Origin of the sequence: Capnocytophaga haemolytica (genome assembly GCF_001553545.1) — a bacterium.
Classification (GTDB): Bacteria; Bacteroidota; Bacteroidia; order Flavobacteriales; family Flavobacteriaceae; genus Capnocytophaga; species Capnocytophaga haemolytica.
The window spans coordinates 2,443,543-2,459,438 of the sequence record NZ_CP014227.1; the positions used below are offsets into that span (position 1 = coordinate 2,443,543).

The following is a 15,896-nucleotide window of genomic DNA, read 5'->3' on the forward strand; positions in this document are numbered from 1 at the left end:
GTTTGATTTATATTCTATAATATTCTTTTATTCCCATAAAATAACTAAGGCATCTTCACTCTCTACGGTGAGCTTCTCACCATTGATTTTACTACTTTTGTTAGTGTACAATAGTGTAGGCGTTTTATACTGAGAAAAACCTTTTAACTGTACTTGAATAGTGGTCTTATTTTTATTGATCACTACGGTGATGAGATGTTTGCCTGATTTGAGGGTCTTCATCAGTAAGCCCTCGTGATAGCTGTCAAAATGCAATGTATCCTGAGTATTGAGATAAGGTGCAAGAAATGCAAGCAGCGACTGGTAATCATTCGCCTTGCGTGCCCCTAAACCTATCAGTGAAGGTATCCATATCACTTTACCTTTGCCAAAGGTATTGATTACCCCAAGTGCTTGTGTACCCTCTGTGCCTATTACCTTTACATTGCTCAGCGGATTGATAACACCTCTTAGTGCGTGTGATGCAAGTTTCCTTCCCGCTATATCAAGGCTGAAGGTATCACCAATAAAGGTAAACTCAGCAACACTCCCTCCAAAAAGGTCTGCCAGTGGAAAGGTATTGATCATTTTCCCTACAGCATTCTCATTGTAAAAAGCTGTAAGTCCATCAATAAGCAGCGTATCTCCTCGTTCTACAAAATAGCGTAACTTAGCGTAATACGCTTCAGGAAGTGCTATCTGGTGTGCAAAGATAATAGTTTCTCCTGAATAATCCTTTTCAGTAAAAGAAAATTCTCTCAATTCCTTAAAAGTAGGCTGCAATCCCAAGCCTGAGAGCGCTTCAAAATAGCTGATAGCCGACTTCATCACCGCCCCTGTATTGCGGACTTCGTACTTATCCTTGTTACCTTCAGGTTTCATCTTATCTTCGACCCAAAGTGACTCTCGGTTGTAAAGGATGTGTATCTTACTATTTAAAGGAACAGCCGTAGCAAACAATTTTTGATGATCGGCAATTACTTTGGCAATTTTACTTGCCTCAGTAAGCCTATCTGAAGGTTTGTTTTGGAAGTCGAGCATTGCCCACTCGCCTGCCTCGAAGCCTGATGTACGTGGGTTCAAGCACCAAAAAATAGCCCCTTTGCTACCTGTGGCAACTGAAATCCACTGCCATTGAGCAATTTCCTCCTTTGTAGGGCAGAAAGGTGCATAGCCACTGTAAATGTTATTCCCTGCTTGTAGCTCAGTCATCAGCCAAGGAAGGCTTCCTGCTCCTGAGAGAATAATTTCACTATTGGCTGACATCGCTAAGGCATATTTCTCACGGGGAAAATAACCAAAGTGCCAGCTGGCATGCGCAGAGCCTCCCAGACTAGTAAGGAAACTGCGCCAATCGCGAAAATCGTACTGTGCCACATTGTCAAAGATCTGATGTGTATTGACGTGGATAGGACTTGACTTATCATATTTCCGTATTTCTTCTACCAACCATTTAAGATACCAAGTGTTGTAATACATCAAGAACTTTTCATTATCAAATGAGAAGTGCGGCACCTGAGAGAGTGGATGGTTTGACACTTTAGGTTGTGAGGCTTGCCATTGTGCAAAGAGTTCTTTCGCTAGAGGGTCGTACAGATGCCCACCTCCTGGTTCGTTGATAGGTACCCAGCCATAGAATGACTTAAATTGCTTAAAATGAGGTACTACCACTTTGATGTACTCGGCAATACGAGTGAGATGTGCCCTATCATAAGGAAATTTAAAACCACCGATATCCTTAAAGTCAGTTGCAGGAAATAGATTGGCATAGACTTTTACCTTGTACTTCTCAGCATATCTAAACGCCTTGTCAAACAAGGTAAAATCCCAATTGCCTTGAGCATCCTTCATATAACTTTCGAGCATACGGATACGCGTCAGGTGCATATTGTGCTCGCTGAGAGTCTTGAACCAGCCTTCGACAATTGCATCTGATTGTCCAGGTTCGATAAAGATTTCAGCTCCAAACATCAGTGGATCAGTTTTGCGCTCCTGAGCCCTCATCAATGCAGAGAACAAGACAAAAGTAGTGATAAAAAAGGTTTTATAAAGTTTTAGTCTATTGAATTTCATAAGATTCCTCCTCCCAATTAAGCTCTTATTTCTTTTCAACACGGGTGTAGATTTTCACCCAATCCACTTGTAGCCTTATGGGCTTTTCGAGTGCTATTTTTGAGTTCTTTTCCACTTGAAAGCAGATATGGTGTTTTGCTTTGGCAATTGCCTCGGGATCACGAAGAATCAACATCAATTTACCATCGACATAGGTTTTGATAGCATCAGGAGTCCACTCTAAAGCAACGATGTGCCATTGAGTTTTATCCAAGGAGTAGCTATACTGGTATTTTTCGTCGTTATACTTGCCATCATTACCGAGCTTGCCATAGTGAATCCAAGTGTTCCAATGGTTATTTTGGTACTCTGTTTCATAGATATCGTTCTCACCATCTTTAGGCTAAGTTTCACTTTCAGGCCAAGTGAGACACACTCCGCCTGTACCGCTTTTGGGGTCGTTATCCATACGCACTTTAAACTCAAACTTACCGTAGAGGTAGTTCTTGCGATGGGCTACCCCACCCGTCATAAAGCGGTTAGCTTCGGTGGGATGCTTATCAATCACACAATTGAGGATACCGTCCTTTACTTGTACCGCCTCTACCCGACGCATATGCTCAGGGTCGGGGTCGCCTGCATTGTCGTAGATTGCCCAATGCTCTTTATTGAGCTCAGTATCATTGGAATTGTCCTCAAAGTCGAGTACCCACTCTACGGGCTGGGTAGGGGGCATATTAGGTTCTGGGGTATCGTTGATACCTGAGTCATCTTCTTTACAAGAGATGAATACTGATACCGTTAGTAGAGTCAATGAGAGTTTAAATATATTTTTCATTTTAAGTGTTTTTTAATGTTTTTATTATGTGTTTAAATGAGAATCTATTTCTTTTCTCTGAAATAGAGATCGCTAATGGTTGCATCTTCAAGGTTGTTTTGCCAGCTACCTAACTTGATAACGAAGTAGATAGTCCCTGTCTTTGTTGCGGTGAATTCCTTTTTATCAGTGACAGTGGACAAGGCTGACATCAAACCTTTGGTTTCAGGAGAGTAATCTTTATTGATAGCGTAGACTTGGTTGTCTTTGAAGTCTTGCCCCTTAACAGGCTCATACTGGCTTATGTAGGTCTCTATCCAACCCCAAGCTTTGCCTTTAATGTGTAGCATCATATCGTAGACATAGGTTTTGCCTACCTCTTGTACGCACGTGGTGAAAAGCAAAAAGCCTTAGAAATACAAGAGAAAGCCGTTAAAAACCTCCCTAAAGCCGAATATGGTGGCGATGATGAAAGATCAGAAATTCAAACCAATTTTGAAAAAATGAAGAAAGGGGAGATTTAGGTGTCAGGTCTTAGGTGTCAGGTGTCAGAAGTTAGTTGCTACACTTTGGCAAAGTCCTTAATTGCCCGTGCGGCTCGCACCTTTGATAAAGTCTATAAAAAAGTATCTAAAAAGTGAATGAATACACTTTTTAGATACTTTCTTTTTTGGCACTACATTAGGGGTCAGGTGTTAGGAATTACAAGATACTTTTGACAGCCTTGTTTGACCCCCCATCTGACTTGTCAGAGTTGTCTGACTTGTCTGACCTTGTTCAATCTTGTTCAATCTTGTCCGCTTCCCCCCCAACTTGTATTGTAACAACAAACAATAAAGCAATATAGGAAAAGTCCGCTTCAAAAAACTGCCGTATCTTTGCCCCAGAAATTCAAATCACACCCTATGAAATCCATAACTCATAACGATTACACCCAGCGCATCAACAAAGTAGCGGAATACATCAACCGTCACCTCGATGAGCCTATCGAACTGAAAACATTAGCTGATATAGCTCACTTGTCGCATTTTCACTTTTGTAGGATTTTCAAAGTGCTGAAAGGTGAATCGCCTATTGCTTTTATCGCACGTTTGCGCATAGAAACCGCTGCCCAACTGCTGCGCTACTCTACCCTCCCTATAGAGCAAATAGCCTTCAATATAGGCTATGAAACCCCTGCATCGCTCTCTAAAGCCTTTAAAAACCAATATGGCATTACCCCTACCGAGTACAGAACTAATAAAGATATTTACATTATGAGAAAAGAAATCATCAACTCCGATTTGGCTCTCAAAGCTCCTAAAATAATAGAACTCGAGCCTAAAAATCTTATCTATGTAGCCCTCACTGGCAAATATGGGACTTTAGACTACGGCAAAGCCTACGAACAATTGTGGGCGGTTGTAAAATCGCAAAAACTCTTTACCAAAGGCATCGAGTCTATAGGTGTATTCTATGACGACCCAAAAATCACTGAAACCTCCCTGCAACGTTCAGAAATTTGTCTATCCATTCACAAGCCTGCTCATCCTGAAGGTGAGGTGAGTTGCAAGACCTTGGCGGGAGGCAAGTATGCCGTCTTTTTCTATCAAGGGAGTTACAGCCATCTGGCAGCTGTAGATGATGTGGCTATGCGCTGGGTGGTAGAAAGCGAATACGAACTAAGAGATGAACCTCTCTTTGAGAAATACCTTAATGACTCTCGCCGTACCCCTGAAGAAAAACTAAAAACAGAAGTTTATATCCCGATTAATTAACTAATTTGCTAATTTTTAACATTATGATTCTTACAAAAACTGAAAAAACCACAGGGATTGTTTTGGCAATCCTCTTATTATTGCTCACACTTTCAGGGAGTGGTTATTTCTTCTTCACTTTGAAAGTAAACTTCGTGCAATGGCTTGCTTATAACGCTTGCTCACCCAGCAGCTTAGTGTATTTAGTTGGCTTTATCGCCTTTTGGCTCACCAAAAAGAGCTTTTGGCTGCCCCTTGCCTTCCTGCCGATATACTATTTCGGCACTATGGGACTCTTCACATTCACGTGGAATGGCGCCAATATCTTTGCCCAACTGTCGCATATCACAATGACGCTCAACTTGCTATGGGCAGGCTACACCCTTTACCGCATCGCTGATTACAAAGGTTTTGCACAAGGCTTGTTGTGGAGCATACTATTATTCGTGCCTTACATTGCTTTTGTGATGTACTACTGCCGCACCCACGCACAGGAAATTAATAATCTCTTACAAATGACAGCTTAAAATACTATAAGGTTTGTTGATTGTAAAAAAAAGTGCAATCTCACAGTGGTGAGATTGCACCTTTTTAATTTATGAGCAATATTCGTTTGTCCTAAAAAATTGGAATAATTAAATTTTTCACAAACTTTTGCCTAATGGTGAATTATTTTATTAAAATAACGTGAGTTCGATTTAAGCAGCAACGAGTCTTTTTAGATCAACAATGTCTTCTTGCAAATTAATAGAAGGCTTTTTATCAAAGAAAGAATAAGCTATAAGTCCTGATAATAAGTTAGTTATAAAATTATCAAAAGAACGATGTCTTGTATGCTCTACTTGACAAATGTTTTTTAATTCGTCATTTACTGTTTCTATCAAAGCACGTTTTCTAAGTGCTATTTTGTCTTGTAAGAGCATCAAGCTATTTTTCATATTCTTTTTAATCTTAGTGATTAAATGTACCCCATCAATAAATAATTGTTCAAATAAATCTTTGCTGATATACCCCTTATCTCCAAAGAGTTTTCCAAAGATTCTCTTATGTAAGTTCATATCAGACAGAGGTTTACGATCATCTATGTTGCCTGGTGTTATTATAAAATCAAGTATTTCACCTTTATCATTAATGATTAGATGTAACTTAAATCCATAGAACCAGCCTAAAGAACATTGTCCTTTTTGGGCAAATTCTTTGAATACTTTATGTTGTTTTTCACGTTTGATATGACAAACTCTTATGGGGGTAGAATCAATATACGAAATGCCAGTACATTTTCCTAAACAAAACATTTTCAAGAATATAGCTAATTTTACAACTACTTTCTTTTGCAATTCAACGAATCGATTGTAGGATACAGTTTGTGGGAATTCACCTTTTCATATGCTTCTTTATGTGATTGATATAGTAATGTTTAAAATCTCTATAATGACCTGAATGAAAGAGAATTAGAATAGTCATAACCTCACTATCAGATAAAGTTGATTTACGATTTCTCTGTTTTAAGTCAGTATTTTGCACAAGGCTATGGTCAGAGACTATTTTTTCAAAATTCTTGTCAAATTCGTCTATTATAAAGAAAATTTCCGTAACTTTGTGGCTTGATAACATAGGGATAGATTTTTAGTTAAACTTTTGATTTTCAAACTACAAAGTTACTAAAACTATCCCTTTTTTGCAAATAAAAAATAACTTTTCTTACGTCGAACTCACGTTAATTAATCTGCCCGTGCGGCTCACGCCTCTCACCTAATTTCTTTCGGACTCCTCCCAAACTTCTTCTTAAAGGCAGTCGAAAAATGCGATATATAATCATATCCACAAGTGAGAGCGATTTCACTTATACTCTTATCGGTATGAAGGAGCAGTTGTTGTGCCAACTTCATTTTATAGTCGTATAGATAACCAAAAACAGTAGTGCCAAATACCTCTTTAAAACCATAACACAACTTCTTTTCGTTCACACCTACGGCACGTGCCAGTTCAGCTATCGAAGGCGTAACGTCCAACTGAGCCGTAAGGCGGTCGCGCACTTCGTACATCTTCCGCACGTCGGTTTGGGTTTTGCAGTATTGGTATACTTGTAGCTGTTGCTGTTCGTATTGATGTAATTGTAACAAAAAAAGTTCCTGCACTTTTAGGTCGGCATAAGGTCGTGCTGCCTTGCCCAAAAGAGAAGCGTGTTGCAGTTGGTCAAGGGTAGTTTGCATAGCAAAGTCAGTAGGAAGTGATTGTTCAGGCGAAAGAATAAAGTTACCACCCCGCTCATAGCGCTGGTACCACGCCATAAAAGTTTCGGGGTATTGAGTAGCTATTTGCGCAAATTGCTCAGCACTGATAGCAACCGTAATCACTTCTATAATATCATCTTTATGCAACAAGTCTTTGCCCAAGCATTCTTCTTTACCAAAAAAGATATTGTGAGTCCCCGCCTTACTGATACAATTTCGCCCGTCTATCTGCACCGCCATACCTTTGTGAGTTCGGGTTACAAAATAAAGACGCACTGAGGGGATATCCATACGTCCCACAAAAGTCACTTCCTCCTTCATTTGTACTTGCCATCGGTAGTAAGTATGATTGCCTAAGGTTTGTTGTTCCAATTGGAATACCCCCATTTGTTCATTCACTCTTTCGTAATAATTTTGTACCTCTTCTTCGTTGGTTGCCAAAGGTAATGTTATTTCGTTTATCATATTCATCTGTTGTTTATCAAGTTCATAAGCTGTTTGTCGTCAGCACCACCAGCCGACTACGAACAACTAATCACTAAATTTGCTATTCAAATATAAAACTTTGCTAAGGAAATTAAACAATCGTACTTCCTTTTTGCTGTATTTTTGCACTCTGAAATCTGTTGTTTAGAACAAAAGTAAATAACATATTTCAAACCACCAAATATTTTAAGTATTAGTTTTTTAGTCGTTAGCAGTTAGCAAGCGATTAAATACTGATTATTAGGTAATTCAACTTTACCAAAGTTTGAAACGCAAAAACCGATATCTATGTTAAACAAAACTTTTCTTTTACTACTACTCTTCAGTCTTTCTATATCAGCTCAAAACACTGCCGAACTCATTGGTACGGTTACCGATAAAGTAACTCACCAACCTTTGATAGGTGCCGATGTTTACATCAAAGAACTAAACAAAGGCGTGAGCACCGATGCACGCGGTCAATATCGATTGGCACACTTGCCCGAAGGGAATTATATCGTGTGGTTTAGTTTCCTCGGTTATCAAACTTTTGGGAAGAAAATCAGTGTGAAAGGACAAGTACGTTCAGATGTATCGCTGAAAGAACAAGCCGAAGAAATAAGCGGAGTAACCGTTTCGGGTAAGAGTGTCGCTCACCAAAAGAAAGAGCAAAGTATGCCCGTAACGGTAATTGATATGAGTAACCTGCGAGGTACGGTAAGCAGTGTGCAGGACATTCTTCTAAAAACCGTAGGTATCACTTTGCGCACTTCGGGAGGGGTAGGTAGTAGTTCACGTATCTCAGTAAGAGGATTAGAAGGCAAGCGCATTGGCTTTTTTATAGACGAATTACCCTTAGGTGAGCAGACAGATTATATCGATATCAATGATATCCCCATAGATATGATTGACCGTATTGAGATTTACAAAGGAGTCGTACCAGCACGCTTCGGGGGCTCATCGCTTGGAGGAGCTATCAATATCGTTATTCGCGAATACCCCGATAAATATGCCGACCTCAGTTATGGATATGAAAGTTACAACACCCATAAGGCACAAGGGGTATTCAAACGCAACCTCAAACAGCGCGGATTGGTATTCGGTATCGGTGGGGGCTATACTTCATCGGATAATAACTACACTTTCGATTCCCCTTTTCAAGAAGGATTACGCATCACCCGCAACCACGATAAGTACCGCAAGCTCATCATTGGCGGGAGCTTCAAAGCAAAGAAATGGTGGTTCGACGAAGTAGAGTTAGAACCCGTGTTCGTCAAAACCTATAAGGAAATTCAAGGTATCGAATACGATATACGAGAAGCCCATAGTCAGTCGCTAATGACGGGGCTTTCTAACAAACTCGAGAAAGATAATTTCCTTACAGAAGGCTTAAACCTCGATATGTTCAACGGATTGGTACTTACCAAAATGAACTTCATCGACAAAGCCACCCGTCGCTATGAGTGGGACGGTAGCTCCTACCCTACCCCTTCGCGTTATGGCGGTGAGGCAGGTTATAACTACCCATCGGACTCTGACGATAAAAAGCTCACTTTTATTAATAAAACCAATTTGGAGTACATTCTTACTGAACGCCATTCGCTGAATATCAACAGTGTGTTTTCTATGGCAAACGGTACGCCCAAAGACGACTTAAAAACCTTGAGTCTGGGCAAGCAAGTGAATTTCGATTCGCAAATGCGCAGTTGGATAAGCGGACTTACATACGACTTCCGTACGCTTAACGACGTGTTTTTGAACTCGCTCACAGTACGCCATTATATGTACACTATGCACACCCAAATGGCGCCACTCTTCGTCCCCGGTAAGTACGATGTAGATGTAAGCAAAAGCGATTTTGGGGTGAATAATGCGATGCGTTACCGCTTCCTGCCTTCGCTAATGGGGAAACTCTCTGCTGGTTATGAGGTGCGTATTCCTTCGGAAACGGAACTCTTAGGCGATGGTATAGCCGTAATCCCCAGCCCTGATTTATTGCCAGAGCGTAATCTCAGCGCTAACCTTGGTTTGCTGTTCGACCTTACAGGCAAGCACCCTACCAATGCTCAGATAGAAATGAACTTCTTCTATATGTATTTGCAAGATATGATACGTTATACTGCCGGACTCATAGGGGCACAATACCAGAATTTTGGTGAGATGCGTACTCTTGGGGTAGAGTTTGAAGCCAAAGCCGATGTATTGCCTTCGCTTTATCTATACGGCAACACTACTTATCAAGACCTGCGCGATACACGTGCTTACGAGCCAGAAAGCACCGTGCCTAACCCTACTAAAAACAAACGTATGCCTAATATACCATACTTAATGGCGAATGCAGGCTTGGAGTTCCACCGCGAGAACCTCTTTGGTGGCACAGGGCAAAACACACGCCTTTTTGCCGATGTCGCTTTCGTAGAAGAATACTATTACGATTTTGAAATGACGCAATTGCAGAAACGCCGCATTCCGCGCAGTACAACTATTGATATAGGTTTTGAGCACAGTTTCTTGAATAATAAAGTATTTCTCTCGGGGAAAGTGCGGAATATAACGAATGAAAAGACCTTATCAGAATTCAACCGCCCATTAATGGGAATCAATGGAGGGGTGAAGCTAAGAGTAATATTCTAACACCCTCTCGTCCGAACCAAAAATATACTTTAACTATACTTTCAGTGGGTCTACAGTGGGTCTACAGTGGCTCTACAGTGGCTCTACAATAAATTAAAAGCGAATCTAAAGCGAATTTAAAGTGTAGGACGAAAATTTTACAAACCAATTCTGATTGGCTGGCTATAAAAAGTGAAGCAAAAGATGAAAAACAATTATATATGAAAAAAAGATTTATTTTAGGCTTAATAGCCTCACTTATTACTTTCTCCGGTGATATGCTATTGGGGTACATTCAGGTAGAAAACCCTGAAAAATCACTGATGAACTTCTCACTTACCTTACCCCTATCACGCATTATGTGGGGAGGATTCTTAGGTGTGATAGGTATCCCTCTGCAGTGCATAGGGTATTGGCAAATTTACAAGTTGATGAAAGAAGGTAGTGAAACGCTCTCAAAGCTTTACAAAGTAGGTATCTGGGGGTGGCTGGTAATGGCAGCTTGTGGGGTGCACCTTAATTGTGCTGTGGTGATGCTTATCTACAAACAGCTTTACCCCACCGATGCAACCTTAGCTCACAATATAGCTACTACCTTTTCTAATAATGTATTAGTGCCTTGCTATTACATTTTTATCGTCTTTTTCCTACTGATGAACATCTCACAGTTCATAGCTTTTGTAAGGAAAAAGACCGTTTATCCTCGCGTAGCAGCCTTTTTCAATATGTTTATAGGTATTGGCATCATTCATCTTATAGCCTATTTGTTACCAGATTCGGCTATTAAAAACGGATTGAATGTATCGGCTATCAGCTTGGGTAATGCCTTGATGTTTATAGGGTTGCTACTTTTTAAAGGTCAGACAAGTCTAACAACTAATAATAATAATTAAAAACTAATTTTATGTATTCAAAAGTATTTTTAACTGTGTGCTCTTTAGCACTTCTCACGGTGGGTTGCAAGAAAGACGACAACAACACCACACAAAATATTCTAAAAGGAGGTAGTGGTAAATACCTCTTGGAAACTTCGGTAAAGAATCCTGATGGCATGAGCGGTAGCTCTTACTTGCAGCTCTTTAGCAAGCTATCGGGAAGCATTGATAATTTGCAAGCTGAACAAATAGAGTTTGGCTCTTCGATACAAGTAGAAGGGAAAAGTGTTTATCTTTTCGACACTATGAAAGGTGTCGGCGGTATCACCCAATATACTTACGACCCTACTACCAAAAAGCTCACCAAAGGAGCAAATCTCGCAGGGCTTTCTAATTCGATGGTAGGTCATCTCGAAAAAGTAAGTGCTACCAAAGCCTATGTACCTATGTACACACAAGGCGTGGTGTGGATTATCAACCCACAGACAATGCAAAAAACAGGAGAAATCAATCTCGCCCAATACGCTCACGGCGACAGTAGTCCTGAGCCTGCTATGGGGATTATTCGCGATGGCAAGTATTACCTATGTCTCAACCAAATCAACCCTGGAGCAGGTTGGCAACCTTACGCCGACTACCAACAGTGTGATGTGGCTATCATCGACCCTCAAACTGATATGGTAGAGAAAGTAGTATCGGAAACCACTACCAAACTCACTTTTCCCACTCGCCCTATGGCACAATGTAAAGGAATGCTCTTTACCAATGAAGCAGGTGACCTTTATATAGCTACCGCAGGTTATTTTGGATATTCCAAAGACAATACTAAATGCGGTTTCCTCTGTATTCCCAAAGGCAAGACTGAATTCGACAGTAGCAAATCGTGGGATATTTCTACTACCCCTATTGCAGGCACTAATTACAAGCCTGCTAGCGTGTACAACTGTTTGTATATAGGGGGAGGTAAAGCAGTAGCTTATGTAGGTATAATAGAACTCAACGGAGCAAACCCCTACACCGCTAAAAACGCTATGGCAGTACTCATAAATTTCAACAACAAATCTATTAGCCAGATAAGGGGCGTTCCGCTTACTGACGGACATAGTATTCTCATCACCAAACTGAAAGATAGAGTACTCTTTGGCGCTTTCGGCACTGATAAAAGAGGCTTATTCGATTTCAATCCTGCTACCGAAACCGTAGAACAAGTGCTTAGCACTACTGGAAATCCCGCTTTCTTTCACGAGTTCTAATTTTTAGAATCAGACCTGTCGAACGAGTCGAACAGGTCTGATTCTAACCTCTAACATCTATGAACAAAATACCCGAAACAATGCTCATTACTTTATGGGCAAAAGCTACTGAAAATAAAGAACCTCAACCGCTGTTGCGCGATGAGAAGGCTGCTGAGATTATAAACAAAATAGACTATGATTTTAGCCGGTTCAAGAAAGGTAAATTCTCCCAAGCAGGCGTGTGTGTGCGCGCTCACCTGATAGACGAAGAAACACGTGCTTTTATAGAGCAACACCCCGATGCAGTAATAATACAATTGGGGACGGGTCTCGATGCTCGTTATGAGCGTTTGGGCTGTCCGGAACTTACCCTTTGGTACGACCTCGATTTGCCTGAGGTGATTGCTATCCGGCGTCAGTTTTTTGAGGAGAGTGAAAGACGTAGTTTTTTAGAAATGTCTCTCTTTAATACTGAATGGATAGAGAAAGTAAAAGCTCACCACAAACCGATACTCATTATTGTTGAGGGGGTGCTGATGTATTTCCCTCCGTTTGAGGTAAAAGATTTTATGATACATCTCTGTGAAGCATTTACTGAAGCTACTATTCTTTTTGATATGCTCGCTTATGCCTTAGTAGGGCACGCTAAGAACCACGATACACTAAAAGCAATGGATAAAGACAGGCGCCCTGAATTTCAATGGAGTGAAAAGTATAGCGAGGCGATGGAGCAGTGGCACCCTAAGTTGCACGTGGCGAAAGAGTACTTTATGAGTAAGTACGACCAAGGACGCTACCCATTTATCTTCCGTATGCTATATAAGATTCCGTATTTTTATAGGCGATTTAACCAGAGAGTGGTGAGATTAGAGATAAGGTAAATAACATAATAAATGTTTGATATATAACGTTTTAGATAATATATAGAAAATAAAAGTAGTAAAAAAATTAGGAGATTAAATAATTATTATTACTTTTGTGCTTTCAAAACAGAAATTTTAGTTGAACCTGTTTAAACTTTTATCTTTCTAAGGAAGAAAAAACTGAATGCTAATAGATGCATCGCCACCCAATTGACATCTAACTTTTCATATCTGACCAATAAAGCTTTTTGCCCATCTATCCAAGCATTAGCCCTTTCTATTGTAAATCTTCTTTCGTATAACTTTTCATCAAAATAATTATCTCTTTCACCTCCATTTCTTGGGTTTCCCTTGATATTAGCAACAATATCTTTGCTCTCTAAATAATCTCTAACTGACTGACTATCAAAACCTTCATCTGCATTTATAAATAGTCCCTCTGTATTTATATCAGCCTGTTCTAAGAACTCAAAAATAGCCTTTAGATTCTTCTCTATTTCGTACAGGTCATTATGATTTCCTGCCATTGGAGGACTCATTGCTAACATTTGTCCCTGATTATCACAAAGGAAAATAGTATTTGTCGTATTAGCTGCTTTTCTACCTTGAAACCCTCTACTTTCTCCTCCTTTTGTCTTACTATGGCTACCATCTATTTGAGCACAAGAAAGATCTAACTTACTCTTGTTTTTCTCTAAAATATTAAGCCATACCCTCTGAAATGAGCCGTCTTTGCTCCACTTGTTAAAGTAGTAATAGATGGTGTTCCAAGAGATTTCTCCCTCTTCAAATTGCTCTTTTATAGGAATTTCTCTCCACTGACATCCTGTTTTTAATCTCTTAAAAATCAGTGTAATAATTTTCATAAGACAGAATTTTGAAGAAAATCCTCGTTTTCCTACACTCAAAAAAGGTATAATCCAATTAATTATTGTATCTTTGCACATAGTTCCAGTTTTTTTTAGATTTTTAGTTTGACAATACAAAAGTACTAAAAATTCTGGAACTTCTTTATTTTTGAAAAGTTTAAACAGGTTTAACATATATTATGAAACGTTTTTTAATTACTGCTATGCTTTTAAGTATTTCGGCATTTAGCTATAGCCAAATAGCCGTAGGGGTGAAAGTTGCTAATCCGTTTATAGCAGTTAATGTAATGAAACATCAAATTGCAAATACACCTAAGGGAATTAGAAATGGAGGAGGTATTTTTGGTGAGTTTTATATGGGAGTGGTTAATATAGGGGCTTTTATGCGTGTGCCTCTAAAAACACATTGGGCACTGCAAACAGAGGCGTTGTTCAAACGTGAAGGGGTTTGGTTTTTTCATCAAGAGGAAACAATAGAAGAACTTCTCTCTGATCGCGGAACATACGAATTTTGGTATGCTGAGGTTCCTATCCTGTTACAATGGGAAGGGAAACGCACCGTAAGAGGATTTGTACAATTAGGCATTGCTCCTAAATTCTTAACTTCAGCAAAATATTCTGCTGTTTTAGAAAAAGGCGACCATAATGTTACGAGCTTTTTTAATAGGGTTGTTCTCAATTTAAATGTTGGGGGAGGTGTTTTATGGAACAGAAGAGATTGGGTTTTTACTGCTGATGGAAGACTCGCTACCAACCTTACACCACTTACTTCTGAAAAGAACACCCCTGATATTGATTTCAGTAAGGCGCAAAGCTATTATTTTGCGTTTTCTTTAGGAGTAGGTTACAAACCTTTTAAAAAGAAAGCATTGCCTTTAGAAAGGACTCTCCCTCAGGAAGAGCTCCCAACAGTGACGAATGACAGTATTCCTGCTGAGGCTAATGTACAAAAGCAAGAATTTTAATTTTTAACAACATATATTAACGTGAGTTCGATTTAAGCAGCAACGAGTCTTTTTAGATCAACAATGTCTTCTTGCAAATTAATAGAAGGCTTTTTATCAAAGAAAGAATAAGCTATAAGTCCTGATAATAAGTTAGTTATAAAATTATCAAAAGAACGATGTCTTGTATGCTCTACTTGACAAATGTTTTTTAATTCGTCATTTACTGTTTCTATCAAAGCACGTTTTCTAAGTGCTATTTTGTCTTGTAAGAGCATCAAGCTATTTTTCATATTCTTTTTAATCTTAGTGATTAAATGTACCCCATCAATAAATAATTGTTCAAATAAATCTTTGCTGATATACCCCTTATCTCCAAAGAGTTTTCCAAAGATTCTCTTATGTAAGTTCATATCAGACAGAGGTTTACGATCATCTATGTTGCCTGGTGTTATTATAAAATCAAGTATTTCACCTTTATCATTAATGATTAGATGTAACTTAAATCCATAGAACCAGCCTAAAAAACATTGTCCTTTTTGGGCAAATTCTTTGAATACTTTATGTTGTTTTTCACATTTGATATGACAAACTCTTATGGGGGTAGAATCAATATACGAAATGCCAGTACATTTTCCTAAACAAAACATTTTCAAGAATATAGCTAATTTTACAACTACTTTCTTTTGCAATTCAACGAATCGATTGTAGGATACAGTTTGTGGGAATTCACCTTTTCATATGCTTCTTTATGTGATTGATATAGTAATGTTTTAAATCTCTATAATGACCTGAATGAAAGAGAATTAGAATAGTCATAACCTCACTATCAGATAAAGTTGATTTACGATTTCTCTGTTTTAAGTCAGTATTTTGCACAAGGCTATGGTCAGAGACTATTTTTTCAAAATTCTTGTCAAATTCGTCTATTATAAAGAAAATTTCCGTAACTTTGTGGCTTGATAACATAGGGATAGATTTTTAGTTAAACTTTTGATTTTCAAACTACAAAGTTACTAAAACTATCCCTTTTTTGCAAATAAAAAATAACTTTTCTTACGTCGAACTCACGTTAAATTAGTAAATGAGTCAATTAGCAAATGGGGGCGGGAGAATAAAATAATGTAGATATAAAGAGCTTATAGGAAAGACGAACAATGAACGAACAATGAACGAACAAATGACGGTGCGAGCCGCACGGGCAGACGAACAAA

General features: G+C 39.1%; 13 protein-coding genes and 2 pseudogenes. 7 read left to right on the forward strand and 8 right to left on the reverse strand.

Features of this window, described 5'->3' with window-relative positions; genetic code table 11:
* Nucleotides 1-27: 27 nt before the first annotated feature.
* The 4 genes from AXF12_RS10790 to AXF12_RS10800 all read right to left on the reverse strand — a co-directional run bounded on the left by AXF12_RS10790 (nt 28) and on the right by AXF12_RS10800 (nt 3,201).
* Nucleotides 28-1,950, reverse strand: a complete 1,923-nt coding sequence (locus tag AXF12_RS10790; protein ID WP_169792833.1) for a beta-galactosidase — start codon at nt 1,948-1,950, stop codon at nt 28-30.
* Between the two features lie 127 nt (nt 1,951-2,077).
* The gene (locus AXF12_RS12575; RefSeq protein WP_335338860.1) at nt 2,078-2,305 is read right to left on the reverse strand and encodes a LamG domain-containing protein; all 228 of its coding nucleotides are present in this window, start codon (nt 2,303-2,305) and stop codon (nt 2,078-2,080) included.
* A 129-nt stretch (nt 2,306-2,434) separates the two neighbouring features.
* Complete coding sequence (locus AXF12_RS12580; protein WP_231909904.1) at nt 2,435-2,869, reverse strand: LamG domain-containing protein; 435 nt, start codon at nt 2,867-2,869, stop codon at nt 2,435-2,437.
* 44 nt (nt 2,870-2,913) lie between these two features.
* Nucleotides 2,914-3,201 (reverse strand): hypothetical protein, encoded by a 288-nt coding sequence (locus tag AXF12_RS10800; protein ID WP_143325035.1) that lies wholly within the window; start codon nt 3,199-3,201, stop codon nt 2,914-2,916.
* Nucleotides 3,202-3,753: 552 nt separating this feature from the next.
* Here AXF12_RS10800 and AXF12_RS10805 point away from each other — a divergent pair.
* Entirely contained in the window at nt 3,754-4,605 is an 852-nt protein-coding gene (locus AXF12_RS10805) for an AraC family transcriptional regulator (protein ID WP_066431083.1), read from the forward strand.
* Between the two features lie 23 nt (nt 4,606-4,628).
* Complete coding sequence (locus AXF12_RS10810) at nt 4,629-5,111, forward strand: hypothetical protein (protein WP_066431086.1); 483 nt, start codon at nt 4,629-4,631, stop codon at nt 5,109-5,111.
* A gap of 171 nt (nt 5,112-5,282) precedes the next feature.
* On the opposite strand, the pseudogene AXF12_RS10815 reads toward AXF12_RS10810, so the two are convergent.
* Both AXF12_RS10815 and AXF12_RS10820 read right to left on the reverse strand, forming a co-directional pair.
* Nucleotides 5,283-6,198: pseudogene (locus AXF12_RS10815) on the reverse strand (IS982 family transposase).
* Between the two features lie 134 nt (nt 6,199-6,332).
* On the reverse strand, nt 6,333-7,289 hold the full coding sequence (locus AXF12_RS10820; protein ID WP_066431088.1) for a helix-turn-helix domain-containing protein: 957 nt from the start codon (nt 7,287-7,289) through the stop codon (nt 6,333-6,335).
* 303 nt (nt 7,290-7,592) lie between these two features.
* Between AXF12_RS10820 and AXF12_RS10825 the strand changes: the two genes are divergently transcribed.
* The 4 genes from AXF12_RS10825 to AXF12_RS10840 all read left to right on the forward strand — a co-directional run bounded on the left by AXF12_RS10825 (nt 7,593) and on the right by AXF12_RS10840 (nt 12,887).
* Entirely contained in the window at nt 7,593-9,917 is a 2,325-nt protein-coding gene (locus tag AXF12_RS10825) for a TonB-dependent receptor (protein WP_066431097.1), read from the forward strand.
* Nucleotides 9,918-10,117: 200 nt separating this feature from the next.
* Entirely contained in the window at nt 10,118-10,789 is a 672-nt protein-coding gene (locus AXF12_RS10830; protein WP_066431104.1) for a DUF6796 family protein, read from the forward strand.
* An 11-nt stretch (nt 10,790-10,800) separates the two neighbouring features.
* A complete protein-coding gene (locus AXF12_RS10835; RefSeq protein WP_066431105.1) occupies nt 10,801-12,024 on the forward strand; it encodes a hypothetical protein in 1,224 nt (407 codons plus the stop codon).
* A 59-nt stretch (nt 12,025-12,083) separates the two neighbouring features.
* Nucleotides 12,084-12,887 (forward strand): class I SAM-dependent methyltransferase, encoded by an 804-nt coding sequence (locus tag AXF12_RS10840; protein ID WP_066431106.1) that lies wholly within the window; start codon nt 12,084-12,086, stop codon nt 12,885-12,887.
* A gap of 131 nt (nt 12,888-13,018) precedes the next feature.
* Here AXF12_RS10840 and AXF12_RS10845 read toward each other — a convergent pair whose 3' ends face one another.
* Entirely contained in the window at nt 13,019-13,912 is an 894-nt protein-coding gene (locus tag AXF12_RS10845; RefSeq protein WP_231909903.1) for an IS5 family transposase, read from the reverse strand.
* A 5-nt stretch (nt 13,913-13,917) separates the two neighbouring features.
* Between AXF12_RS10845 and AXF12_RS10850 the strand changes: the two genes are divergently transcribed.
* Nucleotides 13,918-14,703, forward strand: a complete 786-nt coding sequence (locus tag AXF12_RS10850; RefSeq protein ID WP_066431107.1) for a porin family protein — start codon at nt 13,918-13,920, stop codon at nt 14,701-14,703.
* A 32-nt stretch (nt 14,704-14,735) separates the two neighbouring features.
* Here the strand turns inward: AXF12_RS10850 and AXF12_RS10855 are convergent.
* Nucleotides 14,736-15,651 (reverse strand): annotated as a pseudogene (locus AXF12_RS10855) (IS982 family transposase).
* Nucleotides 15,652-15,896: the final 245 nt, after the last annotated feature.